Origin of the sequence: Paenibacillus sp. FSL P4-0127 (genome assembly GCF_038007325.1) — a bacterium.
GTDB lineage: Bacteria > Bacillota > Bacilli > Paenibacillales > Paenibacillaceae > Fontibacillus > Fontibacillus macerans.
Genome location: NZ_JBBOWY010000002.1, coordinates 599,389 through 623,754, shown reverse-complemented (window position 1 = coordinate 623,754; position 24,366 = coordinate 599,389). Strand labels below are relative to the sequence as shown.

General features: G+C 44.6%; 19 protein-coding genes and 1 pseudogene. 4 read left to right on the top strand and 16 right to left on the bottom strand.

Going from position 1 to position 24,366, the window contains the following annotated elements; translation table 11 throughout:
- Window positions 1-281: 281 nt before the first annotated feature.
- The 15 genes and pseudogenes from NYE74_RS29280 to NYE74_RS29210 form a co-directional block, all read right to left on the bottom strand.
- On the bottom strand, window positions 282-884 hold the full coding sequence (locus tag NYE74_RS29280) for a class I SAM-dependent methyltransferase (RefSeq protein ID WP_124331888.1): 603 nt from the start codon (window positions 882-884) through the stop codon (window positions 282-284).
- A 175-nt stretch (window positions 885-1,059) separates the two neighbouring features.
- Complete coding sequence (locus tag NYE74_RS29275; protein WP_341005415.1) at window positions 1,060-3,300, bottom strand: right-handed parallel beta-helix repeat-containing protein; 2,241 nt, start codon at window positions 3,298-3,300, stop codon at window positions 1,060-1,062.
- Window positions 3,301-3,643: 343 nt separating this feature from the next.
- A pseudogene (locus tag NYE74_RS29270) lies at window positions 3,644-4,307 on the bottom strand (Rpn family recombination-promoting nuclease/putative transposase).
- A 76-nt stretch (window positions 4,308-4,383) separates the two neighbouring features.
- Window positions 4,384-5,406 carry an autoinducer 2 ABC transporter substrate-binding protein gene (locus NYE74_RS29265; RefSeq protein WP_036625778.1) on the bottom strand — a complete coding sequence of 341 codons (1,023 nt, stop codon included), beginning with the start codon at window positions 5,404-5,406 and terminating at the stop codon, window positions 4,384-4,386.
- 74 nt (window positions 5,407-5,480) lie between these two features.
- Window positions 5,481-6,455: an ABC transporter permease gene (locus tag NYE74_RS29260; RefSeq protein WP_124331890.1), complete on the bottom strand. Its 975-nt coding sequence runs from the start codon at window positions 6,453-6,455 to the stop codon at window positions 5,481-5,483.
- A gap of 13 nt (window positions 6,456-6,468) precedes the next feature.
- The gene (locus tag NYE74_RS29255) at window positions 6,469-7,452 is read right to left on the bottom strand and encodes an ABC transporter permease (protein ID WP_270619723.1); all 984 of its coding nucleotides are present in this window, start codon (window positions 7,450-7,452) and stop codon (window positions 6,469-6,471) included.
- 30 nt (window positions 7,453-7,482) lie between these two features.
- A complete protein-coding gene (locus tag NYE74_RS29250; RefSeq protein ID WP_036625783.1) occupies window positions 7,483-9,003 on the bottom strand; it encodes a sugar ABC transporter ATP-binding protein in 1,521 nt (506 codons plus the stop codon).
- Entirely contained in the window at window positions 9,003-9,956 is a 954-nt protein-coding gene (gene rbsK / locus NYE74_RS29245; RefSeq protein ID WP_051985686.1) for a ribokinase, read from the bottom strand. Before rbsK ends, NYE74_RS29250 begins: the two co-directional genes overlap by 1 nt.
- 17 nt (window positions 9,957-9,973) lie before the next feature.
- On the bottom strand, window positions 9,974-10,666 hold the full coding sequence (gene rpe / locus NYE74_RS29240) for a ribulose-phosphate 3-epimerase (protein ID WP_036625786.1): 693 nt from the start codon (window positions 10,664-10,666) through the stop codon (window positions 9,974-9,976).
- Window positions 10,667-10,879: 213 nt separating this feature from the next.
- Window positions 10,880-11,641, bottom strand: coding sequence for a DeoR/GlpR family DNA-binding transcription regulator (locus tag NYE74_RS29235; RefSeq protein ID WP_036625788.1), 762 nt, complete (start codon window positions 11,639-11,641; stop codon window positions 10,880-10,882).
- A gap of 326 nt (window positions 11,642-11,967) precedes the next feature.
- Window positions 11,968-12,291 (bottom strand): L-serine ammonia-lyase, iron-sulfur-dependent, subunit alpha, encoded by a 324-nt coding sequence (locus NYE74_RS29230; protein WP_036625790.1) that lies wholly within the window; start codon window positions 12,289-12,291, stop codon window positions 11,968-11,970.
- The gene (locus NYE74_RS29225; RefSeq protein ID WP_227872715.1) at window positions 12,269-12,418 is read right to left on the bottom strand and encodes a hypothetical protein; all 150 of its coding nucleotides are present in this window, start codon (window positions 12,416-12,418) and stop codon (window positions 12,269-12,271) included. The genes NYE74_RS29230 and NYE74_RS29225 overlap by 23 nt, the downstream gene beginning before the upstream one ends.
- 145 nt (window positions 12,419-12,563) lie before the next feature.
- On the bottom strand, window positions 12,564-13,121 hold the full coding sequence (locus tag NYE74_RS29220; protein WP_227872716.1) for an enoyl-CoA hydratase/isomerase family protein: 558 nt from the start codon (window positions 13,119-13,121) through the stop codon (window positions 12,564-12,566).
- A gap of 76 nt (window positions 13,122-13,197) precedes the next feature.
- Complete coding sequence (locus NYE74_RS29215) at window positions 13,198-13,830, bottom strand: hypothetical protein (RefSeq protein ID WP_249732519.1); 633 nt, start codon at window positions 13,828-13,830, stop codon at window positions 13,198-13,200.
- Window positions 13,787-14,905: a recombinase family protein gene (locus NYE74_RS29210; RefSeq protein ID WP_227872718.1), complete on the bottom strand. Its 1,119-nt coding sequence runs from the start codon at window positions 14,903-14,905 to the stop codon at window positions 13,787-13,789. Before NYE74_RS29210 ends, NYE74_RS29215 begins: the two co-directional genes overlap by 44 nt.
- A 945-nt stretch (window positions 14,906-15,850) precedes the next feature.
- Here NYE74_RS29210 and NYE74_RS29205 point away from each other — a divergent pair.
- From NYE74_RS29205 to NYE74_RS29190, 4 genes are read left to right on the top strand one after another with little or no spacing between them, the layout of a single operon-like run.
- Window positions 15,851-17,095: an ABC-three component system protein gene (locus NYE74_RS29205; RefSeq protein ID WP_051985471.1), complete on the top strand. Its 1,245-nt coding sequence runs from the start codon at window positions 15,851-15,853 to the stop codon at window positions 17,093-17,095.
- Complete coding sequence (locus tag NYE74_RS29200; RefSeq protein WP_036623419.1) at window positions 17,079-17,576, top strand: three component ABC system middle component; 498 nt, start codon at window positions 17,079-17,081, stop codon at window positions 17,574-17,576. The genes NYE74_RS29205 and NYE74_RS29200 overlap by 17 nt, the downstream gene beginning before the upstream one ends.
- Window positions 17,577-17,578: 2 nt before the next feature.
- Complete coding sequence (locus tag NYE74_RS29195) at window positions 17,579-19,552, top strand: DUF3732 domain-containing protein (protein ID WP_036623420.1); 1,974 nt, start codon at window positions 17,579-17,581, stop codon at window positions 19,550-19,552.
- A gap of 29 nt (window positions 19,553-19,581) precedes the next feature.
- Complete coding sequence (locus NYE74_RS29190; protein WP_213509919.1) at window positions 19,582-22,128, top strand: tetratricopeptide repeat protein; 2,547 nt, start codon at window positions 19,582-19,584, stop codon at window positions 22,126-22,128.
- Between the two features lie 231 nt (window positions 22,129-22,359).
- Here NYE74_RS29190 and NYE74_RS29185 read toward each other — a convergent pair whose 3' ends face one another.
- Window positions 22,360-24,348, bottom strand: coding sequence for a C40 family peptidase (locus tag NYE74_RS29185; RefSeq protein WP_341005414.1), 1,989 nt, complete (start codon window positions 24,346-24,348; stop codon window positions 22,360-22,362).
- Window positions 24,349-24,366 lie beyond the last annotated feature (18 nt).

The following is a 24,366-nucleotide window of genomic DNA, read 5'->3' as shown; positions in this document are numbered from 1 at the left end:
TACTATTTTGTGAACTCAGTTCAAACTTAATAAAAAAACTGCATCGTCTTTGGATTAAGACAACACAGTTTTTGCCAAGATGTGTACAAGGCTTTTTCTTTTGCAAAAGCCAGGGCGATTCCGACGATGATCAGGAACAAAATGACACAAAGGAATGCCGATCATCCGGCGTCATAGCATTAAGTGGTATAAGATGCGCCGACTGGCTGGAGACAAATGGATAGGCCGATTGTTTAGCTTTTTCACATCCGCTCAGGCCTGATGGGGCCTTGGCGAATACTCTATTTCCGAGAATCAAGGATAAACAAAGATGCATCATAACCCATGAATATTTTACTTCCGGTATAGAAAGTTTTAGATTGAATATCCCTGTATCCGATTTTTGTCATCATGTCAGTTAACTCTGCCTGATCAAACCCGTTATGGACCATATCAGAAACTATTTTTTCATTTTTATTAAAATCTACGATTAGTAAATGTCCGCTTTCATTTAAAACCTCATATAATCTTGATAAAACTAACTCAACATCATGAATATGGAGTAAAACCTGAGCCATAAAAATATAGTCAGCATGTAAATCCGAAAGACTGTCTTTTTCAAAGTCAAAGCATAATGTAGCTGCATTCTGTATATTAGCACTAGAAATTTTTTGCTTAATTTGACTAATCATGTTTTGAGATGTATCCAGAAATAGCATAGCATTAAAATCGTTAAGCAAGTTCATTCCAACAAGACCAGTTCCACACCCAAAATCAATAGCATTCTTACTTTTAGTATCAACTAAATATTCACGAATGGCATTTGATGATACCTTTGCGATTTGAATTCTTTCAGAGGTGTCATATATATTAGCTATCATCTCAAACTTATCCGTATTCCCCATGATTACCCTCCAATCTTGAGACGGTTGTTTCTGCAGCTCAAATTGTGTTGCTTCTAATATCAAGATAAGTCTATCATTATTAACACCAAAAAACCTACAGATATTTCAAGGCGATAGCCATAAGGGGCTGTACCGCTGCGAAAGCATCCCTCCTGATCCATCTGCCCCAAAAAATTTATTGCTCAACTACCCCAAAATCATCCACATAAACATATGCTGTGCCAGGCTTCTTGTAAGCATACACTGTTGCCCTGGTAGCGCCTGCTCCGGTTGTAAAAGGAATGTTTACCATTGTCCAGGATGTACTGTCAGATGTTGCCGATGCATCCGTTCCTCCAAAGCCATTAACGCCAATCTGAATCTGCTCACCTATGTCTGCCTTCACCCAAGCGGTACACACATAGCTGGTATTAGGACTTAGCCCTGTAAGTACCTGCTCGATACCATCTTCTCCGGGTCCCAATCTAACACTCTTAGAGCCGCTTCTTGGTACCGGTACGCTTACAGCAGTATCTGAATATGTTGCTGCCCATGGTGAGATTATCCCTTTCTCGAAATCAGATTGCCTTACGTTATTAACATAAAGTAAGCTGACACTCTCAAAAACCGGGTCCGGAGGTGAAGAAAAATCATGCCCGGCCGTCCAGTCAGTTCCACCGAACTCATATGCTCCAATATCCGGGGCCGCACCAACATAATCATTCGTGATTCCGGATATTACAACCCCTGCATTAATAGCTGGAGAAGTGGACTGCAGCCTGAAATCATATGCTGTGGGATTCACAAATAACGGATTGGTTTCTGAGGTAATATTATTTCCCTCTATATGAGTACCAGGCAGTGTAAAGGCTGTAGTAAAGATATTGTTGAAAATTCTGTCGCCGTACATATCTGACTGAAAATTACTTCCCCAATATCCTACATTTCCGTTACTGTAGGTGGTATTGTTATATATCAGGTTAAAATTACTGGGTGTATTCAATCTTATCCCTGTATAGTTTCCCCATACAACATTATGATGCACAATATAGCCCTTGCTACCGTTATCCAGATAGATACCCGTGCCGGAATAATTCTTTGCCAGATTATCATGGATGTAATTATGATGAATTACCGTCCCTTGCCCATCCCAGGCAAATTCATAGAGTATTCCGCAGTCTTTTGTCAGCTTTCCTGCATTGTACAGATTATTATATTGTATCCGGCTGTTTTGGGTAGGCATAAATATCAGGTGACGCCCAGCGTTATATACCGTATTATGACTGATTAGATGGTTTGCCCCCAATAGATAGATTGCCGGAATATCCGCTGCCGAATAATTGGCTTCATGAATAAGATTATTAATTACTTTATTTCCTGTTCCCTCTATACTCACCAGATTACCGGAACTGTAGGTCAAAGTACTGTCTCTAAGCTCATTATTGGTACCGGACATAAATATCCCTGTACTGTATTGTCTGGTAACATCCGAATCATGACTGACATATTCCGCAATCATATTAGAAACTTTACAGTAATTAGAATTAGACATTTTAATGCTGGAGGCAAAGATATTAATTCCGGTAATATTTATGTAAGAGCGGGAACTTAAATCAAATGCATAAGTCCGCTTCTTTGCTTCTACTGTCAAAGTATTCGGATCAACTCCACCAGGGGCCCATAAATAAAGTCTGCCAGTAATGCTGTCATAATACCATTCTCCCGCACTGTCAAGATCTTCAAGATTACCAGTAATATAATAGCTGTTACCGCCTGTCGCTGCAGCAGCCATTTGATCAAAGGTAATGGAGCCGTCCCTTGAGCCGGTAATGGTACTTTTATAAGATTTATAGCCTGTTCCCGGAACACTCCAAACCGTTTTGCCAACCCAGTATCCAGGTGCCTGAGTTAAGTCCCCATCCTTGATGGTTGTAGTGGAGCCGGAATCAACGGTTGCATATGTTGAATTTAAGGGATCAAGTGTTGGTGAATTGGGCCATCTGGCTTCAAATTGCATTTGCTTATTAACAAATATCTGATTTTTTGTTCCAAGGGAACCCGTCATTTCCGCATAATAGATGGATCCGGAGTAATTTTCCCAGCCAGTAACCGGATCGGCACCGGATACCGTTACGTTCTCTCCTGTATAAGCCTTAAAGTTTATGGGATTTGCAGAAGTTCCGGAAGTATGAAGTGTTACTGTTTCCCGGTATGTACCACCTCGTATGATGCAGGTATCTCCGGCTTTCATGGTATCTGCTGCCTTTTGTATGGTTTTCCATGGATTTGATAGTGTACCGGTTCCAGTAATGTCATTCCCCGTTGTAGAAACATAATATACGGAATTTGCCTTTACAGTTTTCCCACCCAGATTAAAAGCAAATACATAAATCATCATAATTACAACTAAAAATCTAATGCCTATTCTCTTATTCATAGCTTACCTCCTGTAATGAATTCTATTTTTAGATACGGCTTCTACGCCTCGGCTTAAGTTCACTGCTAGGTATGTTCTAATATAGAAATTTATGTATATAAGCCCTAATTATTTAATCGACTTATACCGACTTAAAGTTTATGATTCGTGAAAATGCGATCATCGAGGAAGCGGAAAACACCTCAAACTATGAGCCGGGATTATTCGGGCATGCCGAATTCAACCTTGTTCATAAACTGGTCAACAAGTACCCGGATAAATTATATTTGGCAAAAGAAAAGACAGCCCTGCGGCTGTCGTCGAGTTTTAGCTTTGGATGGTGATGTAGGGAGTACATTTTTGCTTACTGTCTCAGCACTTTGACTTCTTCCATAGACAACCCCGTTGCTTCCGAAACAGTTTGCAGATCTACCCCTTTGTTCAGAAGTCTGATGGCAATTTCTTTGCTTGTTTCCGTCTTGGCTCCCTCAATTCGGGATTTCTCATCGCTCAGCGCCTTCATTCGGGCGTCATAAGCCATGCGCGCTGCCCGATCCTGGCTCAGAAACTCCAGCGTATCCATCGCTTTTTTCAGCATCGGCTCCTTCATCGTCAGCACCTCCCAATTTGATTTATCTACACCCTTTAAAAACAGCAGCCAGTTCACCAGACCGCCTTCTTCAAGCTCTGCTGCATGCTCATTCAGCTTGGTCAGCTCGATGATGTGAATCTCAATATCATCTAGGAGCAGTGTACGTTTTTCCATATTGATACGGGTTGAACAATTGCATTTCGATATTCAAAAGTTAGCCCTTGGCTGTCTTGGCCTTGATGTCCATAATCGACTGCTTATCATTCGGACTGTCTGGCTCAGTGTAAGGGTTGAGCAGTACAATCTCGGTTAGCGGCGATTCGCCTGCCTCGCGAAACGTGCTGTTCAAAAAAGCCAGCAACACATCCTTATTACGCTCACTTCCAAAAATTCGCTTGAAGATCACATCGACACGCGGATCCAGCAGCTCGAACATGCGCATCTCACTCCATTCCTTATTCCCTTAAAAGCGGACCGCCAAATGTAAGGCGATCCGCTTCCGGCTTGCTTCATTAGAAATTAAATTGTTCGACGTTTTCTTTCGTAAATTCGGTCGGCGGACCCATGATGACCGTTTTGTTGTCCGATTTCACTTGAATTTTGCTTACGCCCGGCACCTCTTGCCCATCGGTCGGAAGCTTGCCGCTAACCAAGTCTTTCGCTAAGGAAACCGTCAAATAGCCGAGGCTTTCCGGGTTCCAGAGCAGCGCGGAAGACATCGAACCGTCCAAGATGTACGGCTTCGAGTCGGTCGGCAGAGACGCGCCGACGAGCGCCACTTGGCCTTGCAGGCCTTTCTCTTGAATCGCTTGCGCCGCGCCGAGCGGAGCGACCGTCGAGAACGCCATAATTCCCTTCAAATTCGGATATGCTTTTAACAGGTCGAGCGTTTTTTGGTAAGCGACTTGCTGCTTTTCGTCGGTCGCGATTTTATCATTGACGAGCTTCAAATTCGGGTATTTTTCTTCCGCTTGCTTTTTCGCCCAGTCGATCCACGTATTGAGGTTCGCCGCCGACATGCCGCCGGTCAAGATTGCGATTTCGCCGGAATCGGTGCCCATTTTTTCGACCAATTTATCCGTTACCGTGCGTCCGAAGATTTCGTCGTCAATTTGATGAACGGACAAATCGACGACCGATTGATCCGCAGGCGTATCCCAGTCCATCACTTTGATGCCTTGTTCTTTTGCGCGCTTGAGCACCGGCGTGAGCGATGCCGGGTCGTTCGGCGCCACCGCGATGACGTCGACTTTTTGCGAAATCAAGTCTTCAATGATTTTGACTTGCTGTGCCGCATCCGCTTGGGTCGGGCCCGTGTATATCACTTTGACGCCAAGATCTTCGCCCGCTTTTTTCGCGCCGGTCTCCGATGCGTTAAAGTACGGGATGCCGATCACTTTCGGCACGACCGCGATTTTGATCTCCCCGCCCTTCTCCTCTTGTCCGCCGCCAGACGTCGCCGAATTCGTGCCGCAGGCCGACAGCACGAGCATGCTTGCCAATACTGTCGCAATAACACTGGAAAACTTCTTCATCTCTAATTGCCCCTTCCTTTTCTTATAAGAATGAATTTATGATTCATGCCCTTCGAGAGATGGACAGGATCAATTTAAGCCGATGCCTTCGAGCTCAACGCTTGTTTTAAAGCTTTTTTGCTTACCTGCTTGGCCGAGAAATAATTCAGCGTCAGCACGGCGATCAAAATGATGCCCATCAGTATGTCGACGATCGTCCGCGGCACTCCAAGCAAGTTTAGCCCGTTGGACATCACCTGGAAAATAGCAACTGCGAACACTGTGCCGACCACTTTTCCGTAACCGCCCGAAATTTCCGTTCCGCCGAGTACCGAAGCAGAGATGGTAAGCAGCAAATACGAGGAACCCAGGTCGACCTTCGCCGAATTGTAGCGCGAGATCATAATCAGCCCGGCGATCGCCGCCATAAATGCCGAGAACAAATAGACGCCCATTAACACTTTCTTGACATTAATGCCGGAAAATTGGACGGCGATCGGATTGATGCCCACTTTATATACGCTGCGCCCCCACGGTGTCCGGTTGAGCATCACCGACGTGATTACCGCAATCACCGCAAAAATGATGACTGGCAGCGGAATCGGGCCAACCGACAGGTTGCCGAGCAAGCTGAAAGATTCCGGAAAACCGGAGATGGCGTTGCCCTTCGTAATCGTCAAAATAACGCCTTCGAACAGTACCATGCTTCCGAGCGTGACCAAAATCGGCGAGATGCCGATGACTGAGACGAAAAATCCGTTAAGCAATCCGCACAATAGCGCGATCGCGACGCCGATGGCAACCGCCAGCGCCGTTGGCATGCCGGAAGCCAAGCCAAGTGCGGACATAACACCGGCGAAGGCGGCGGTGTATGTGATCGATAAATCGATGCCGGAAGTCACAATGACAACCATCATGCCGAGCGCCAATATGCCAAGCTCAGGCAATTGGAACATCATGTTGCTCAAGTTGTACGGGTCCAAAAATCCCGGTGCAACAACCGCCATAAGAATGAACATTCCGAGTAAAATGACACCGAGTATCGATTCTTTGGAAAATTTGAATTTCATTCGCCGCTCCTCCCTACTCCTGTACTTCGACTTTCATCAGTTTCGACTCGGCGCGTTTGCGCTGAATGACATCATAGCTGACAGCCGTCAAGATGACGATACCGACGACGATTTTTTGCCAGTACGTATCGATGTGCGTCAGAATGAGACCGTTTTGCATGACGCCGAGCAGCAACACGCCGAGAAACGTCCCCCACGCGGAACCGCTGCCGCCGAGAATGTTCGCACCGCCGATCACGACTGCGGAAATGACGGTCATTTCGAAACCGAGCATACCGTTTGGGTCGACCGACTTCGTATACATCGTCTGCGCCATCGCCGCGACGCCCGCCATAAAACCTACGTAGCCATATACGAACATCTGCGTCCGCTCCAAGCTTATGCCGGCGCGCACCGCGGACACCGGGTTGCCCCCAATCGCGAATACGGAACGGCCGATTTTGGTATGCTTCATGACATACCAGGTCAAAACAGTGATGATCAGCATCAAATAAACCAATATCGAAATGCCGGCGATTTTTAGATCAGCGAACCGGATGAAAACTGCCGGGAAGTTGCTGCTGTTCATGTACATGCCGTTGGTGAAATACAAAATACTGCCATTGATAATGCTCATCATGCCGAGCGTGGCAACGATCGGCGGAATTTTCACCCTCGAAATGAGTAAGCCATTGATGAGTCCAAACACGATGCCGCACAAAATTGAAACCGCAAACGCGATGATTACGGACAACGGCGAGTCCGGCAGCTTGGCCATCAAATGCCCTGTAATGACGATGGATGCACTCGTGACGGCGGCCACCGACACGTCGATCCCGCCCGTAATAATTACCAGCGTCATTCCCATTGCCAAAATGGCAAGTACGACGTTCGCTTTTAAAATATCATGAAGATTGCCGCCCGTTAAAAAGACGGGATTCATGACGCTAAGCACGACGCATAAAAACAGCAGAACCGCGAGAATCCCCGTCTCTTTGGAACGAAATAACGCTTTCACTTCTTCCACCTGCCCCTTATTCTTACAATCCTAAGCGTTTTGGGTTTGTTGGTGATGCGAGCCCAGGACCGCCAGATTCATAATTTTCTCTTGCGTCGCTTCTTTGATGTCGAGCTCACCGGATAGGCGTCCTTGCCGCATGACGAGGATGCGGTCGCTTACCGCGAGCACTTCCGGCAGTTCGCTGGAAATGACGATGATGCCCATGCCTTTGTTGAGCAACCGCCGCAGCAACCGGTGAATTTCCGTCTTCGCACCGATATCGATGCCGTTGGTTGGTTCGTCGATAATCAATATTTTCGGTTCGGTTGTCAACCATTTGGCGATGACGATCTTCTGCTGGTTGCCCCCCGACAATTGCCCGGCGTTCATCTCCGGCATCGGCGGACGAATGTCGAGAATTTTAACGAAATCGCTCGCAAGCCGCTCTTCTTTCGCCCGATCGAGGAGGCCGAGCTTATTTTTCATCTGGCCCAACACCGTCACCGAAATATTGTCGATCATCGATTGGCGCAAAAACAGCCCTTGCGTTTGCCGGCTTTCGGGGATATAAGCCATCTTGTGCTTCACCGCGTCGCCCGACGATTTAATGTCGACTTTCTTGCCCGAGATGTAAACGACGCCGGAGTCCGGCTTGTTCAGCCCGAATAACGCCTGAGCGAGCTCCGTCCGCCCCGAACCGACGAGACCCGTAATGCCGACGATTTCACCTTCGCGCAGCGTAAACGAAATGTCTTTGAAGTTGCCGCGCTTCGACAGCCCTTCGACGCGAAGCACTTCCGCGCCCGCTTGTGACACGTCCAGCCGTTCTACCATCTCGATTTTCCGGCCGACCATCAATCCGATCAATTTGTCCTCATCCAGTTCTTCTTTGTCGTAACTGCCAACGAATTTGCCGTCGCGCAGGACAGTGAACCGATGTGCAACTCTGAACAACTCTTTCAATTTATGGCTGATATAAATGATGGCGATGCCTTTCGCGCGTAAATTTTCGATGATTTTATATAATTGTTCTACCTCGCCCGATGAGAGCGATGAAGTCGGCTCGTCCATGATGATCAGCTTCGAGTCGAAGATGAGGGATCGTGCGATCGCCACCAATTGCTGTTTCGCAATGCTCAGTTTTTCCAGCGGCATGGACACGTCAACCTCAAGTCCGAGCTCAGCGAGCGCCTGCTCCGCAAGTATTTTCATGCGGCTCCAAGGCACCCGTGACAATGCTTTACTGGCGCTTTCACGACCGATACAGATGTTTTCGGCGATCGATAGGTTCGGAAATAAACTCAAATCCTGATAAATCATCGCTATACCGCGAAGCGTCGCATCGATCGGCTTTTGGAATTGCACTTTTTCCCCTTCGAACACGATGTCCGCTCCGTTGTCCGGTCGCTCGGCTCCAACCAATATTTTCATTAGCGTCGACTTGCCCGCTCCGTTTTCGCCGATCAAGGCGTGCACCTCGCCGGGCTTAATGGCCAGCTGTACGTTGTCCAGCGCTTTGACCCCGGGATACGTCTTGCTTACACCGCGCATTTCCAGCAAATATTCCATTACGATACACCTCCCTCGTTTTTCCGCACATCAACGGGAATCCCGTGTTCTCGGCAAAACGCTTCCAATTCGGTCCGCGTCGGCAGGCCTTTTTGCGCCCCGAGCCGCGTCACTTTCAACGCGCTCACCGCGGTCGCGAACCGCGCCGCTTCCGGAAGTGTCGCGCCGTCGTCCAATGCAGCGGCCAAAGCGCCGGCAAACGAATCGCCCGCTCCCACCGTGCTGACCGCATCGACCGGAATACCTTCGATCCTGAAGGCTTGCCCTTCCGTGTATAGTACGGAACCTTGTTCCGCCATTTTAATGATGCTGCTCTTGACGCCTGCTTGTTCGAACCTTTTCGCCGCTTCGTTCGCCGACGCCTCGTCGGTGACGTCGATGCCGGTCAAATGTCTCGTCTCTTGCCTGTTCGGCGTTATAAGATCCGCATGTTTCACCATGTCAAGCGTTAAACCCTCCGCTGGCGCGGGATCCAGGATGATATAAACGCCATGCTTTTTCGCGGTCTCCATCGCGTACAGAACGACGTCATGCGGCACCTCCATTTGCACGAGCAGCACGCTGCTCTCTTTAATCCGTTCTTCGCATGCGTCGATGTGAGCCTTCGTCAGCCGCTCGTTCGCGCCTTTGATGACGATCATCGTGTTCTCCGCTGTCTCGTCAATCGTCACGATAACCGTGCCCGTCGAAGCTTCATCCGTCCTGGCGAGCAGGGCGTCGCTGACATTGTTATCCTTTAACGACTGTACGAGCAGGTCGCCGGCCTGATCGTTTCCGACACAGCCGATCAACGCTACACTCGCTCCCAGCTTGCCGCATGTGGCAGCTTGGTTCGCACCTTTGCCGCCCGGCAACATCTCGACCGATTTACCGATTTTCGTTTCGCCATAGAATGGGTATTTATCAACTACCGTAACGACATCCATATTGATGCTGCCGACCACTGTAATCATCGAATTATCCCCTTTTTTTATCCGGGTAGCTTCATATTGAGCCGTTTTTGTTCTCCCGCAATAAATTGTTTCAACGCAATCGTGTTTTTCTCTAAGTCATTGCCACAGAACAAACTGGATGTGCCGCACACGAGCATATCCGCCCCGCGCTCCAACACTTTCGGAATGGTATCGTAACTAATATTTCCATCGACTTGAATTTTTACGTCGACTTTCCGGCGGTCGATCAACGTTTTAAGGTCGGATATTTTTTCGTACATGCTCGGAATAAACTTTTGGCCGGCAAATCCCGGATTCACCGTCATGAGACAGACATAGTCCGTCACGTCCAGAACGTATTCCAACACCGCGAGCGGCGTCGCTGGATTGAGCGCCACGCCAGCCTTGAGCCCGAGATTGCGAATTTGCTGCAGCCCCCGTTGGAGATGAGTCTTCGTCTCTGCGTGAATCGAGATCATGTCGGCACCCGCACTCGCAAACAATTCGATGTATCTCTCCGGTGCTTCCACCATCATGTGAACGTCGAACGGTTTCTTCGTGAGTCCGCGCAACGATTTCACCATGTCCGGCCCCATCGTAAAGTTCGGAACGAAATTCCCGTCCATGATGTCGAAATGATAATAATCCACTCCCCCAAGTTCCAACTGCTCGATATTTTCCTGCAGTTTGCCGAAGTTGGCGCACATGAGGGACGGCCCGATGAAAGCCATTTCTCCCACTCCCTTACTGACCTCTTCTTGATCCAAAAGAGGTTCTCTCTGTTTTTTTATTTGAACCACATTGAAAACGCGTTCATATCTGCATTTTACACTATAATAATCTTTGTTTTCAACATTTATTTTTTTGATTCAAACAAAAAAAGACCGAATGCAATGCTAGCACCCGGTCACTTACGTCTATTTTTCAGCGATTCCAAGGAGTGTTTAAGACGTTGTTACGATGTTTATTCCTTTGTTTTGCAACAATTGTACATCAGCGTTCGCCATTTTTGTGTCCGTAATCAACAAATCCACTTCTTCAAGGCCAAGCAGGCGGATCAATGATTTTTTTCCAAATTTGCTGCTGTCCGCCACCAAAATATGTTGGTCCGAGATGTTCAATATTTTCTCTTTCAACCTGGCGTGCGACTCGTAGGGTTCGCTCACGCCGCGCTGGTCGTCGAACCCTTGGCAGGAAAAGAAAAATTTGTCCACATGATACGCTTCTACCATATTTTCCGCCGACATGCCGGTGATCGCCATCGAATCGCTGTCGAAGTTGCCGCCGATCAAAATGACGGCAATCTCTTTTTTCTTGATCAGCTCGTTGACAACGGCCAGCGAATAGGTCAACACCGTCAGCGGCCTGTTCGGCAAATGCTTAACGAGCTGTAGACACGTCGTACTGGCATCCAGAGCGATGATTTCCCCTTCTTCGACAAGGGAAGCGGCGTATTTGCCGATCGCTTCTTTTTGTTCCAAATGAATCGATTCCCTCTGCAATACCGGCGGTTCGAACCCTTTCTCTTTCGGCACGAGCACCGCTCCGCCGTGCGTCCGCAAAATGACGCCATCCGCCTCCAGCCGGTCCAAATCCCGCCGGATCGTTTCTTCCGTAACGCCAAATAGCTTGCTCAAATCCGCCACTTTCGCATTCCCGTTTTGTCTGAGCAATTTTACAATCTCTTCTTTACGATTTGTAGCCAAGGATGAACCTGCCTTTCCGCCCGAAACGTCCCGATCCCGGCGTCACCGGCACAAACATAAACTCTTCGTTTCACAGAAAAAACTGTGTTTAAAAATAAAACGACTCTACCTCAATATACCAAAATTGTTCCATTTGTTCAATTTTATCTTCTTTTCCGAATTTCTCTTTCATTATACCAAAGATATGTGTGCGCGTAACAACAAGGCGGCCTTTCCAACAAAAAAAGGATTCCGTATGTTTGATTCATCCATAATTCACAACTTAGAAAAATGTCTCACAGCTTTTATATTAATGGCAATAACTATGATCATATACTAGAACTGGCTTAAACCTTTATTTTATAGAGCTTAGCGAGCCCGCCTTCTGCAGTTTCACGGTAACGGCTACTCATGTCCAAGCCTGTTTCATACATGGTCTGTACAACCAGATCAAAAGATATTTTACGGGTATTTGACAAGAAATTTGCCAGGCTCAGCGCATTGATCGCCCGCATGGCAGCCACGGCGTTCCGCTCGATGCAAGGGATCTGAACAAGTCCGTTAATAGGATCACAGGTCAACCCCAAATGGTGCTCCAACGCTACCTCCGCTGCATACTCAATCTGGTCAATCTCCATACCAGACAGTTCAGCCAGCGCAGCCGATGCCATAGCAAGCCGTGCCTACCTCCGCCTGGCAGCCGCATTTAGCACCGCTGCGGGTCATTAAGAACAAGTCTTTGTACTTCTCCGAGTATTCTTCGAATCTTGTAGGTCCCACCATACATCTCTCGGACATTCCGATCCCTCTTTAGCATAAAATGTCATTCTTTCTTAAAGGGAATATAGCAAAGAGGCTGTTTGGTCTTTAGCATTATCGTTAAAGACAAGTACAGCCCCTCTGCCATTATTCCTTCACTTTCAACGCCGCCAATGGACTGCGATTACACCTCTTTGCCCATTAGACGTCCTTGCATTTTTTTCAGCCGCTCCAGAGCTCCTTCTTCATCAATGGCCATGTCATACATTTGGTGGGCAAGCTGGAACCCTTGATCACTGACCAGAGCTTGTTTCCATGGACGGGATATAATGGAATGGGACAGATGTCTCGTTGAACGCGGCGCCTGCATGATCATCTCCGCAAGCTCCCATGCGCGGGGAAGTAGCTTTTCGCGGGGCAGAACTTCACTAACGATGCCCAGGTCCAATGCGGTTTGACCATTGATACTCTTGCCGGTGTATGCGTAGTATGCTGCTTTCTTGAAACCGATCATGTTCTGCAGCGTAAGCAACATTCCATCTCCGGGAGGTGTGCCTCCCAGATAATGCGGATCAAAAAAGTCCGCGTCTTCTGTACAAATGGTAATATCACAGAGAGTTGCGAGTTCACAGTGCGTTCCCGGCCCGTTGACCGCCCCGATGGTCGGGATGTCAATGCAGAAGATCAAATTTTCAAGCACAAAAATCGCATTTTTCAGCCCCATTTTTTGCTCATTTTTCACCCAAAAGCCACTACATATTGTGGTACAGCCCATCTATTTCTTCTCTTTACCACAATACGTCATCATTATCACTGCTTCAACATGTGTTGTTCTCGGAATAGGAAGGCACTCTCCCCCTTTCACTTCGCAAGGACTTTTTTTGCTTATGCATCTTGCTTTGGATGCTGTTATGAAAGCCGGTCTTATAGACGAAGGTCAGTCTGTACGGCTCGGGACTTTCCTGATTGGAGTTCTCCCCAATAATCACTTTATCAACGATGCTTTCGAATACGTTTCGGTCGAATGCGGTCAGAACCTCATTTGTTTGAAGCACTTTGCGGAAATGCTCAAGCCGCTTTCCCAAATCAATTTCATCTTGTGCGGATTGCTCCAGTTGTTCCTTTTCTTCGAGCAGTTTAGTGAGCGAAGTATCGAGTTCCACATACTTCTGTTCGTAGGTAGCCCTATCTATTTTCTCATCCAGGCACAAATCAATCAGTCTGCAACGTTTTTGCTCCATGGCCTGAATGTCGCTGATAATTTTGTTCAATCGCTTTTGATGATTCTGGTCGCTAAACACCGATTCCATTCTTTTCATAAGCTCGTCTAGCACGTCCGAATTATTGCGGCACACCATTTTGTATGATTCGACAAAAGCACCTTCGATCAGCTTTTCCTCCAAGGCTTTACTGTGAGAGCAGTATTTCTTCCCCTTTTTCGTGGCTGTCACGCACTGCCAAATCACCTTCTTGTGGAGTGCCGCTGTGCCAGTTCCGTCGCGAGAGATTGCTTCCGCAGAAAGCACATTCCAACTTGCTGCTGAAAGCAAATTTTCTGCTGTACTTGTCCCGCTTGCCTATTGCGCCGCGGCGGCGATTTTCACCTCTTCGATGCAATATATCCTGCGCCTTCTCAAATACTTCCTCGCTGACAATCGGCTCATGATGATTTTTGACATAAAACTGATCTTCCTCGCCGTAATTGTCCAATCTTCTCTTGGAAATGGGATCGACGGTAAATGTCTTTCCTTGCAGCAAATCGCCTTTGTACTTCTCATTCTTTATGATACCAAGAACGGTTGTGTCCTGCCATTCGACTCTTCCGTATTTGGTCTTATGTCCCGCCTCAGTCAGTTCCTTAGCAATTACGTAAGCGCCGATCCCCGATGTATATCGTTCAAAAATATAGCGGACGATTTCGGCTTCTTCTTGATTAACGGTGATCTGTTTCGTATTCACATCGTAATCATAGCCCAGACAACTTTGGAAGCCCACCAGTTCACCGCGCTTCATTTTCATCTTCAACCCTTTTTTTACGTTGGCGGAGATGTTCTCCACTTCCTGCTGCGCTACTGAGCTTAGAATGACGAGCAGCAATTCGCCGTCCATCGTCAGCGTATTGATATTCTCATCTTCAAAATGTACGGCGATGTTCTTTTCCTTCAACATTCGGACGTATTTCAACGTGTCCAGCGTATTTCTTGCAAATCTGGAGATAGACTTCGTGATGATCATATCAATTTTCCCATCCATACAATCGTTAATCATGCGTTGGAAATCCTCGCGCTTCGTTACCTGAGTACCGGTTATGGCTTCATCTGCATAAATATCAACCAGCACCCAGTCGCTTCGTTTGCTAACGAGATCGGTGTAATAGGCGACTTGCGACTTGTAGCTGCTCAATTGCTCCTCGGTGTCGGTACTTACGCGGGCATAAGGGGCGACGCGAAGGACATCCGATAACTTTCCGGCGTTGCGATCGGATATTTTCCTACTTGCTTTAATTACTTCTACTTCGAGAGCCATGGTGTTGTCCTCCATTCTTATTTACTTGCCATCAGTTTAATAAGAGATGGGCGGACCGACAAATGTGCGAATCAAGAAGTAAGGTCCGAAATGATGCCGTAATCCCGCATCGTTTTGTTCTTTATCAAATGAAATTCGTTTTCGGTAATCAAAGATAATGCCAGTAATTGTTTTATCATAGCGATTTGCATGCTGTACCGGATGAGTTTATGGTTCATAAAAACCTCCCAATAATCCAGCAAAGCTGAAAAACAGAGATGCGCGACAAACATTACCGCTTGTGCGCATCTCTGTTTCCGCCTCTGTTTTGGTTGCTTCTCTTCCATTAACCCTATCCGGCGGACAGTGGTTAGCCGTCCTCATAGGCTTCAAACCTCTTCCAGGATCGCTGCAAGCCGCCCCCATTGCGATGAGCTATGGCTGGACGAAAGTATCATTATCCCTCCGCATGGATCTTCGCCTTAAATGGAACCACCATTTATGGATTGCATGGGCAAAATCGCTCGCTTTCTGACGGTTCCGCTACAAGACATGCAAAAACAAGAACCGGCAAAATGGTCGTGGCGCGCCTGCAATTTGGCTATCCTTCTAGGCCATGCGGGGAACGTACCGGATAAGATTGTATTCGGTTGTCAAAGTTCATTGAGAGGAACGGAACATGTCCCTCTATTATTCATTTCATTTTTAATGCAAAATCGGACCTTGCGAGTTGCTGTTGCCGATGGCTTATGGATCGCTACTCCCAGAATGGATGCAAAAAAGTCGCCAAAACTGCGATGGAGGTAATAGGTAGTGAATGAAGAGTTTGGTTGAGGATACAAGAGTTTAATGCTACCATTATATTGATGCGTAAACGCAAGGTACTTCAGAATTATATTAACATGACTAAACTAGCTAACCTTGCTGCTGATAGCTCTTTTATCTTTGAACCAGAAGTTGAAGTCAGTGGGCAAAACTAAAAGAGATACACCAAAAGAAGAAGTTAAATTAGCTAACACACATGTTCCCGATAAAGTCTACGCCTATTCGTTACAAGTACGACACGCATTATACGAACTTCAGAGTTGTTCATCTAACGATATAGTAAGTGTAGAGGTTCTTGAAGATGTGGCTGTTGAAAAATCCGATGGAACTGTAGATGCAATACAGCTAAAAAGTGTTCTTTCAAACAACAATCCCATTTCGAATCGCGCGAAAGATCTATGGAAAACTCTTTATAATTGGTTGTTATCTGTAACAAATCATGAACTTGATGTTCACAACACAAAATTCATCCTTTTTGTAACAGCAGATAGAAAAGGATCAATTGCGAGCTCCTTTCAAGATGCAGATACATTAGAGAAAGCACAAGCAGCTTGGGAATCTGCAAAACAAGAGTTTTATAAAGATACAGGGGAAGAAAAAGAACTTTCTGACGAGTATGCACTGTATATAAGAAGTTTTTTTAAACCTGGGAATAAATTATTTGCAAGTCAAATCATTCAAAAATTTTGTTTGAAAACTATACAAACAAACCATACAGCTCTTCTTTACGAAACATTCTGCGAAAGGGCTATGCTAGAAGAAGATTTAGGAGACATTTTATTTACGTATATGTTGGGATGGATTGATAAAAGATTATCGGAATTGGTTGAAAATAAACAACCGATGTGCATATCGTATCAAGAATACAGAACAGAACTTATTGCGATCAGACGTGAATATAACCAAAAACAAAGTCTAAAAGAATTAGCTCCAAGACCCACCGCGCAAGAAGTTCAGGAAGAGATGAATGCATTAAGAAGATATGTAGAACAATTAGACGTTGTGGAATGCGACTATACGGAAAAAATCGAAGCGATAAATGACTATCTCCGGGCCTCTACTAACCGAACAATTTGGGCTAAGCGCGGGGACATCAGTGATGGAAATCTGACAAGCTATCAAGAAACACTAGTAAGAAAATGGGATACTAAAAGAAAAATTCTCTCTCTTCAGAATAAGCATCTGAACCTTTCACCTGAAGAATTGGGGAAGCTATTGTATCTTGAATGTAAGAATGATCCAGTTAATATTGATCATCTTTATGTGCCAGACTTTTTTACTGCCGGATGTTATCATGCCTTATCTGATGATGTGGAAATTGGCTGGCATCCAAATTATAAAGATATTTTCATGCCAGGGAGTGGATTAAGTGTCCAACTTAAATAAGGAAATTCAAAACGTTCAGAATCCTGCATTCGGTGCATTTATTATATGGAACTTTGTAAGAGGCTATTATAGTAACAATAAATCCTTAGTCCCATTCCCTCTATTATTTATTGTTTTACCAGTAATATTTCGTGAAGATATCTCTGAATTGTTGTCTTCCACTAACAAGCCCTCGGGCCTACGAACCTTTGCTAATAAATTTCTTTCAACAAAAGTGCATAAAAATGATCTTGTATCAAATATTCATATAAGTGCATCAAACATGAAAGAACTATCACTTCGGTCGATCCAAATAGCTCTCTACTCTTCCCTCATCGCATTAGATTATGAGGAAGCCCTGGCTTTTCCTTTTACAACAACTGAACGAAAACAAGAACCTAAATCTATAGTTAAACTTGGAAAAGCTTCAGAAAAGTTGGGATTTTGGTGTTCCCAACTGACTCTTCATGAAATATCTCAAATACTAAAAGTGAGGTTTTAACAATGGATTTCCAAATAAAAAAACTTATCCTCTGGTCAAGAGAACCTCAATTCAAACCAAAGGAGATTGAGTTTAAGACTAATTCTGTAAATATAATAACTGGTGCATCTCGAACTGGGAAATCTGCAATTATTCCGATCATTGATTATTGCTTAGCCTCGGATTCTTGTTACATACCTGTTAAAACAATCAGAAATGCTTGTAGTTGGTTTGGAATAGTCATTGAAGTCAATCAAAAACAAGTGCTTCTAGCAAGACAAGAACCTGGGCTACAGAAGTCTACTGATAATATGTACATCGCATCCGGTATTGAAGTAGAAATCCCTGATATCCCTATAAAAAATACGAATAGAGATTCAGTAAAAAAGTTTTTAGATGAATTGTCATCTTTAACTTTCTTAGACATCGACGATGAGAATTCAAGCAACTACCTAGGTAGACCATCCTTTAGAGATTTAATGGCATTCTGCTTTCAACCTCAGAATATTGTAGCAAATGCAAACACATTGTTTTATAAAGCGGATACTACAGAACATAGAACAAAGCTTATAAATATATTCCCATATATACTTGGTGCAGTTACCCCTGATATTCTTGCGAAACGACAAGAAATTAATAATCTAACTAGAGTACTTAAGCGCAAAGAAAAAGAATTATTAAAGCTCAAAGAGGTATCCGAGAAATGGAAAACCGAAGTAAATGGCTGGCTTGCTATAGCACAAGAGTTTGGCCTTATTAAATTGGATGCATTGAATGACCTTTCGTTTGAGGAACAAATTGAGATGCTGACATTAATATCGGAGAAACGAGCATCGGATTCGAGCATTCTTAATAAAAATATTGAAGCTTCCTCTCAAGAAATTGTCGCATTAAGAAAGGAAGAAAGCGAGCTCTCTCTAAAACTCTCATCCTTAAAAAATCGTTATACAGAAATGCGTCAATTGATGAATAGTCTAGACGGGTATCGGGAATCTTTGACCATTCAGGTTGAACGCTTAAATATATCTAAATGGTTAAAAAGCCTGACAGAAGACAATGAAACCTGTCCAATATTCGGAACTAAGAATCATCCAAAAGAACAAATCGATAAATTTTACACCAATTTAATTAAACTTGAAGATGAAACGGGATTTACAAATAAAATCCCAGCAGCATTCGAGCGCGAATTTGATAATGTAAAATCAGAAATCAGTATACTATCTGAGCAGATTACGGCTGTACAAAAAAGAATTAAATTGCAAAGTCAAATAAGAAATTCTGCCGAGCATGAAAAATATACTGTTGAAAATATCTCCAGATTTATAGGCCAAGTTCAATATGCAAACGAAACATTTAAATCATTAGGTACAGATAGTGAATTAATTCATGAGATAGAAACCATCAATAATACACTATCAAATTTAAGGGCACAGGTAAATGAAAGTGCAGTAATACAAAGGGTCAATTCAGCAATAAATAAAATTGGGGGCTATGCAATAAGACTCTTGCCGTTGCTAGATTCAGAACGCCCAAATGATCCCATTCGGATTGATTATCAAAATTTAACTGTTGTTGTCAGTGGACAAGATGGGCGTGACGATTACCTTTGGGAAATAGGCAGCGGTTCGAATTGGCTTGCTTATCACATCTCAGTGACACTCGCATTCCAATTATTTTTCAATCAACAAAGTCATTCACCAGTACCGGGATTTATTGTTTATGACCAACCTAGCCAAGTTTATTTTCCTAAAAAAATAGCAGCCAGAGAAAATGAACAAGAATTAGATCCAAAGCTTGAAAATGACGAGGATAGGATTGCAGTCAAAAAAATCTTTGAAACAATGTCAGAAGCATTAAAAATATCTCAATCAAAATTCCAAATTATCGTATTAGAACATGCTGACAGCAGTATTTGGGGCGACATTCATAACGTTAATGAAGTTTGTGAATGGCGCGGCGACAATAATAAACTCATTCCTGAAGAATGGATTAAATAAAAAACATTGTAACAGAACGGGGTGGAGATATGTCTTTTGACTTTAGCCAATTTTTTAACAAAACAACTGGTCCTAGGGAACAACACCCGATAAAAATATATGATAACTTACCAAAAGGAAAGGTTAATGACCTCTGGCGAGGGCAGTACTTAGCACTTGAGGAAATACATCATGTATTAGATCAAGGAAAAAAGCATGTTGTTGTAATTCTTAATACTGGAGGCGGAAAAACGGTAATTGGACTCTTAGAAGGGCAATCAATTACTAATCGTTCTTTAGATAGAGTTTTTTACCTGTGTGGATCAAATCAACTTATTGTTCAAACGGCTCAGGCTGCAGAAAGACTGGGACTATCCGTAGCCACATATTTTAATAGAAATATGGTCAATGAGCTTGAATTTAATACTGGCGAAATTCAATGTTTAACCAACTATCAAACCTTATTTAATGGGAAGAACACTCGTTTTAGGACAGATATTGAAGGGATAATTTTTGATGATGCCCATGTTGCCTCCCACATTGTTAGGGAAAATTTCACTCTTCATCTTCCTGAATCAGAATTCCCTACAACCTACTCCACGTTGGTTGGACAAGTCAGACAATATTTTGAGTCCATTCACCGGGGACCTGAATTCGATCAAGTAGTTGCTTTTAAAGATGACCCAAGTGTTCTTTTTATTCCTCTTTTTGTTTGGAGGCAAGTAGTAAGTCGCGTTATTGAGTCACTTACAAATGAGGGTGTTACAACTAAAAGGATCTCTATGTTTGCTTGGGAACACTTACGAAATAATTTGGATCTATGTGTAGCATTTCTAAGTTCAGATGGAATTGAGATATCGCCTTTCTTACCACCAGTTAATACTTTACCTTTTATGTCTTCATCAGTAACTAAAGTGTTCTTATCCGCTACTATGCAAAACAAACCTGAATTTGTTCGTACTTTTGGCTTCTTGCCTGATGCGTATATCGAGCCTAAAACAAGTGCAGGAGAATCTGAGCGTCTTATAGTGACTCCATATGTTAATCCTGGACTGAAAAATGGGATGTTTGATTACATCATTTTCTTATCACAATACTTCAAGATACTTATTATTCCTAAAAGCGAGCCCAGGGCTAAACGTTGGCGTGAGCATGAAATGACTTTTTCGTCAGATGATTTTACGTTGAAAGTGGAAGAATTCAAAAATGCACAAACAGGTATATTAGTTGCCCCTGCTAGATTTGAAGGAATGGATTTCCCTGGAGACACATGTAGGTTTCTCGTTATTGATGGCCTCCCTTCTGGTACTGGTAATATGGAAAAGTTCTTATGGAACAATTTGGGGGGAAACAAATTTCTTCAAGGAACAGTTGCTTCTAGGTTAATTCAAGCAATGGGTAGGATTTCAAGAGGAAATGATGATTTTGGTGTCGTTTTTCTACTTGGAGATGACATAGGCGATTGGATCACAAGAGGAAGCAATCGCAAAGTGATACCTCCATATACACGTGCTCAATTAGAACTGGGCGAGCAACTCACAAAGAGTATCTCCGACTTCCAGAGTTTGCACAAATTAGTTATGTCCGTTGTAGCCGTACCACGTGATCCCGGATGGACTTCTGTACACAGAGCAAGAATACAACCTCATTCTGTTGCAAACGAAAAGGCATCAGAAGATTCTGTGAGAGAACTTGAAGAACACAGTATACAAGTTGCATTTGCTGAACGAAAATTTATAGAACATTTATGGGATCGTGAATATCAACAAGCAGCACGCGCCTTGGAACAACATTTAGATCCTATTTTTAATCAAGACAAAGCACTTGCGGCTTGGCATGCACACTTGATAGGTTATGCTTACTTATTAGGTGGCAATACCTCCGCAGCCGAGAGATATTTTAATAGGTCTTCTAATGCTTATCGAGTCCTGGGTCGAATTAATCCTGAATCAGTCACTACTTACGCACCTCCCGTAATATTTGGCGATTCGCAAGGAGAAAGAATCGCGAGTGTTCTCAGTGCGCGCGGTGACTTCAATTACGGATCTTTTAGTGAAATGCAGGATCGTCTATCTCCTCTTTTCACTGAAAAAAATACGACTAATCAATACGAAGAAGCTTTATCTTGGTTGGGGAGATATTTGGGCTTTGCATCAAACAGACCTGATTCAGAAACAGGGGGACGTGGCCCTGATATATTTTGGACTTCCCCTGAGGTTGATATATTAATTGAAAGTAAAGAGGAGAAGAAAGATACTTCTTTTTACTCAAAAAGAGATGTTGGTCAAGCTCTAAATCATAGTGAATGGTATAAAGAAGAATTCCCGAACTCTGCCCGAAATATTAAATTAATGATTGTCGGTCCCATAATACCGGCTCACCCAACAGCGAGTCCTGGAGAACAAATGCATATTTGGACACCGTCAGAAATTTCTTCATTAGCCCATCGCATTTCATCTTTAGTGTTTGATGCTTATACAACAAGTGACAGTGCCACTTACACAGCTACATTAAATAAACTGTTAGATGAAGCGGGATTGACATATGTGAAATTATATGAATCTCTTCCTACTCGTCCTATTCAGAGGGGGCAATAAAAAGACCGAGCAATAACATAAATTGCTACAAACAGGCAATCCTCAGGGAATGCCTGTTTGTTTCAACAACAATGGAAAATTTAATTTACTCTTTGTCGTGTTGTCTACTATTGAAATTTATTTGTGTTCAATTATAATCCCTCTTCGCCCAGAATATATTCTTGATTGTTCAAACAATCGAGTTGAATCTCTCAACCTAATGTTTTGTGTCTTTTCACTCTCTCGTTACCACTAATTGAAGGTATTGAAGGCAGCCTCAATGTCCAAAATTTCAGGTCTGCCAAACAACACTTGTTTGTCCGAATCGAACAGATTGCGATACACCACCTGCCCCCGACTTGAGGAAGCGTCCACTACTTTGCCATCTCCCGCATAAATCCCAACGTGAGTAATATTCATAAATCTGCCATTACTCTCGTAGCTCCAAAACACGAGATCGCCAGGAACCAAGTCGGCCGCGCCTACTGTCAGGCCATTCTCCACGCAAAATCTGGCCTGCTCCGCTGCGGTTCGCGGCAAGTTAATACCTAGCTGACGGTAAACCCATTGGACGAGATAGCTGCAATCCGTATAATTACCCTGCCCGGCCTTCGGCTGGCTGTACGGATCGCCTAGACGAGTCAGCGCCAACTTGACGGCTTCACTGCCCAGTTCACCTTCGGGCAATTGCTGTTGAACCAAATCAAGCTGCTCCGGCGTCAAGCCAATATCCGCATCTTTACCAAGTATCGCAAACATAAGCGGGCGAAACTCCTCGGACAGCATTTCCTTCATAAGTTCCATCTGTTCACTTGTAAAGCGGTAAGTATCTGCCTGTTGCTCCGCAGTATGGCTAGTGACGGTAATATGCAAAATGCGTTCATGTCGGGTAATCGTCTCTTCGCTGGTGCTCCCGTCCTCATGTTCAACCGTAACCGTTTCCTTATGTTCTATCGTTTCAACACGAGATTCCAGCGAATTCATATCCCAAAACACCGATCGGATGATACCGTTTCTTGTTGCATCAAGTGTGGCCACATCCATTCCGTTTTCCGCATCCGTGACGGTCTTCACGGCAAAGACGGCGATAATTTCCATCCAGTTATCGATCCGCGTATTGTCCGCGCTGCCGGGATAATGATATTCCACCCGGTCTACATTGCCAGCGGATTGCTGTATCTCTACCAGTCTGGCTGCGAATTCAGCGTCCAGCTCTTGAACGATTTGGGAAAGCGGCTTGACATCGGCATCCGTATTTTCACCGGACGCAAAGATTCCGAACGGAGAGGAAATGACAGCGGCTATCGCCATAACGATGCATAGAACTACAATTACCGAACCGCTGAATCCCAAAAGCGCCGTCAATCCCTTGACGAGCAACGCGGCGGCTCTTTCAACCATTTTAACGATAAGACGATTCAATCTCGCGGCAGCTCGTGCAGTCTGGATGGACCGGCGAGCAGACATCGCCATCTGCGCAGCCCGCTGTGCTTCCTTGACGGCATTCATTTTCCCTTCAGTTTGAGCATCCGAATGATTGTTAGCGTGATCTATCCGATGCCCACTTTTTATAAATGGCGATAACGTCTTGAAGTTTCGTACTTTCCGTTTAACTGCATGACCTGATTGCTTGATTATTGTTGCCGAGGCTCGGTTTAACGGTTTCACGTACCCGATTGCTGAACAAGTTACCGCGGCGGAGAATGTTTCCTTCTTCCCGGTCGGTTTTAGATGTCCGAAATCCCGTTTTGGCATCCGTTCAGGATAGCCACCTGTTCGAGAACGATACAGAAGCCGGGCATTGACCCGGCTTCGAATAATAAAACGTTGTTTTCCTGAATGCGAACCAGAAGACAAGACGTATTTTCCATCAACCGGCTTACGGAGATGTAAGCTACGAGCAAGTCGCGGTGTACGCGTAAGCGAAGGCTCCGCATTAACATCAAGCGAGCTATCACTTGCGACAGAATCACCCTCTGGCAACAGCCGCCTTTTTAGAATGTGTCGGATTAATCTCTTGTTAATGCGCAGACTCACTCCCATTTGGACGCGTGTCGTTTTTTTCGTAGCCGCTGCGAACTGTCGCTGCGCATATTCAACTGGAGACTGAGAGGTCTTCTTGTCATTCTCAACCTGCCGTTTGACACGACCGCTTGAACGCTTTACACGAGGCAACACGTTCAGGAATCTATCCAAACGTTTGATGTCTTTCACAACATCTCTCGTTTTAATCTCTTTCATAGTCCCAATCAACTCCCA

Coding starts and splice junctions, on each gene's coding strand:
- NYE74_RS29280 (WP_124331888.1), bottom strand. CDS start 884: ATGGGGAATACGGATAAGTTTGAGATGATAGCTAATATATATGACACC.
- NYE74_RS29225 (WP_227872715.1), bottom strand. CDS start 12,418: ATGTCCGAGAGATGTATGGTGGGACCTACAAGATTCGAAGAATACTCG.
- NYE74_RS29190 (WP_213509919.1), top strand. CDS start 19,582: ATGTCTTTTGACTTTAGCCAATTTTTTAACAAAACAACTGGTCCTAGG.
- NYE74_RS29265 (WP_036625778.1), bottom strand. CDS start 5,406: ATGAAGAAGTTTTCCAGTGTTATTGCGACAGTATTGGCAAGCATGCTC.
- rbsK (WP_051985686.1), bottom strand. CDS start 9,956: ATGATTACAGTGGTCGGCAGCATCAATATGGATGTCGTTACGGTAGTT.
- rpe (WP_036625786.1), bottom strand. CDS start 10,666: ATGGCTTTCATCGGGCCGTCCCTCATGTGCGCCAACTTCGGCAAACTG.
- NYE74_RS29275 (WP_341005415.1), bottom strand. CDS start 3,300: ATGAATAAGAGAATAGGCATTAGATTTTTAGTTGTAATTATGATGATT.
- NYE74_RS29230 (WP_036625790.1), bottom strand. CDS start 12,291: ATGGCATCGGCTGCGCTGGCTGAACTGTCTGGTATGGAGATTGACCAG.
- NYE74_RS29185 (WP_341005414.1), bottom strand. CDS start 24,348: ATGAAAGAGATTAAAACGAGAGATGTTGTGAAAGACATCAAACGTTTG.
- NYE74_RS29260 (WP_124331890.1), bottom strand. CDS start 6,455: ATGAAATTCAAATTTTCCAAAGAATCGATACTCGGTGTCATTTTACTC.
- NYE74_RS29250 (WP_036625783.1), bottom strand. CDS start 9,003: ATGGAATATTTGCTGGAAATGCGCGGTGTAAGCAAGACGTATCCCGGG.
- NYE74_RS29210 (WP_227872718.1), bottom strand. CDS start 14,905: ATGGCTCTCGAAGTAGAAGTAATTAAAGCAAGTAGGAAAATATCCGAT.
- NYE74_RS29195 (WP_036623420.1), top strand. CDS start 17,579: ATGGATTTCCAAATAAAAAAACTTATCCTCTGGTCAAGAGAACCTCAA.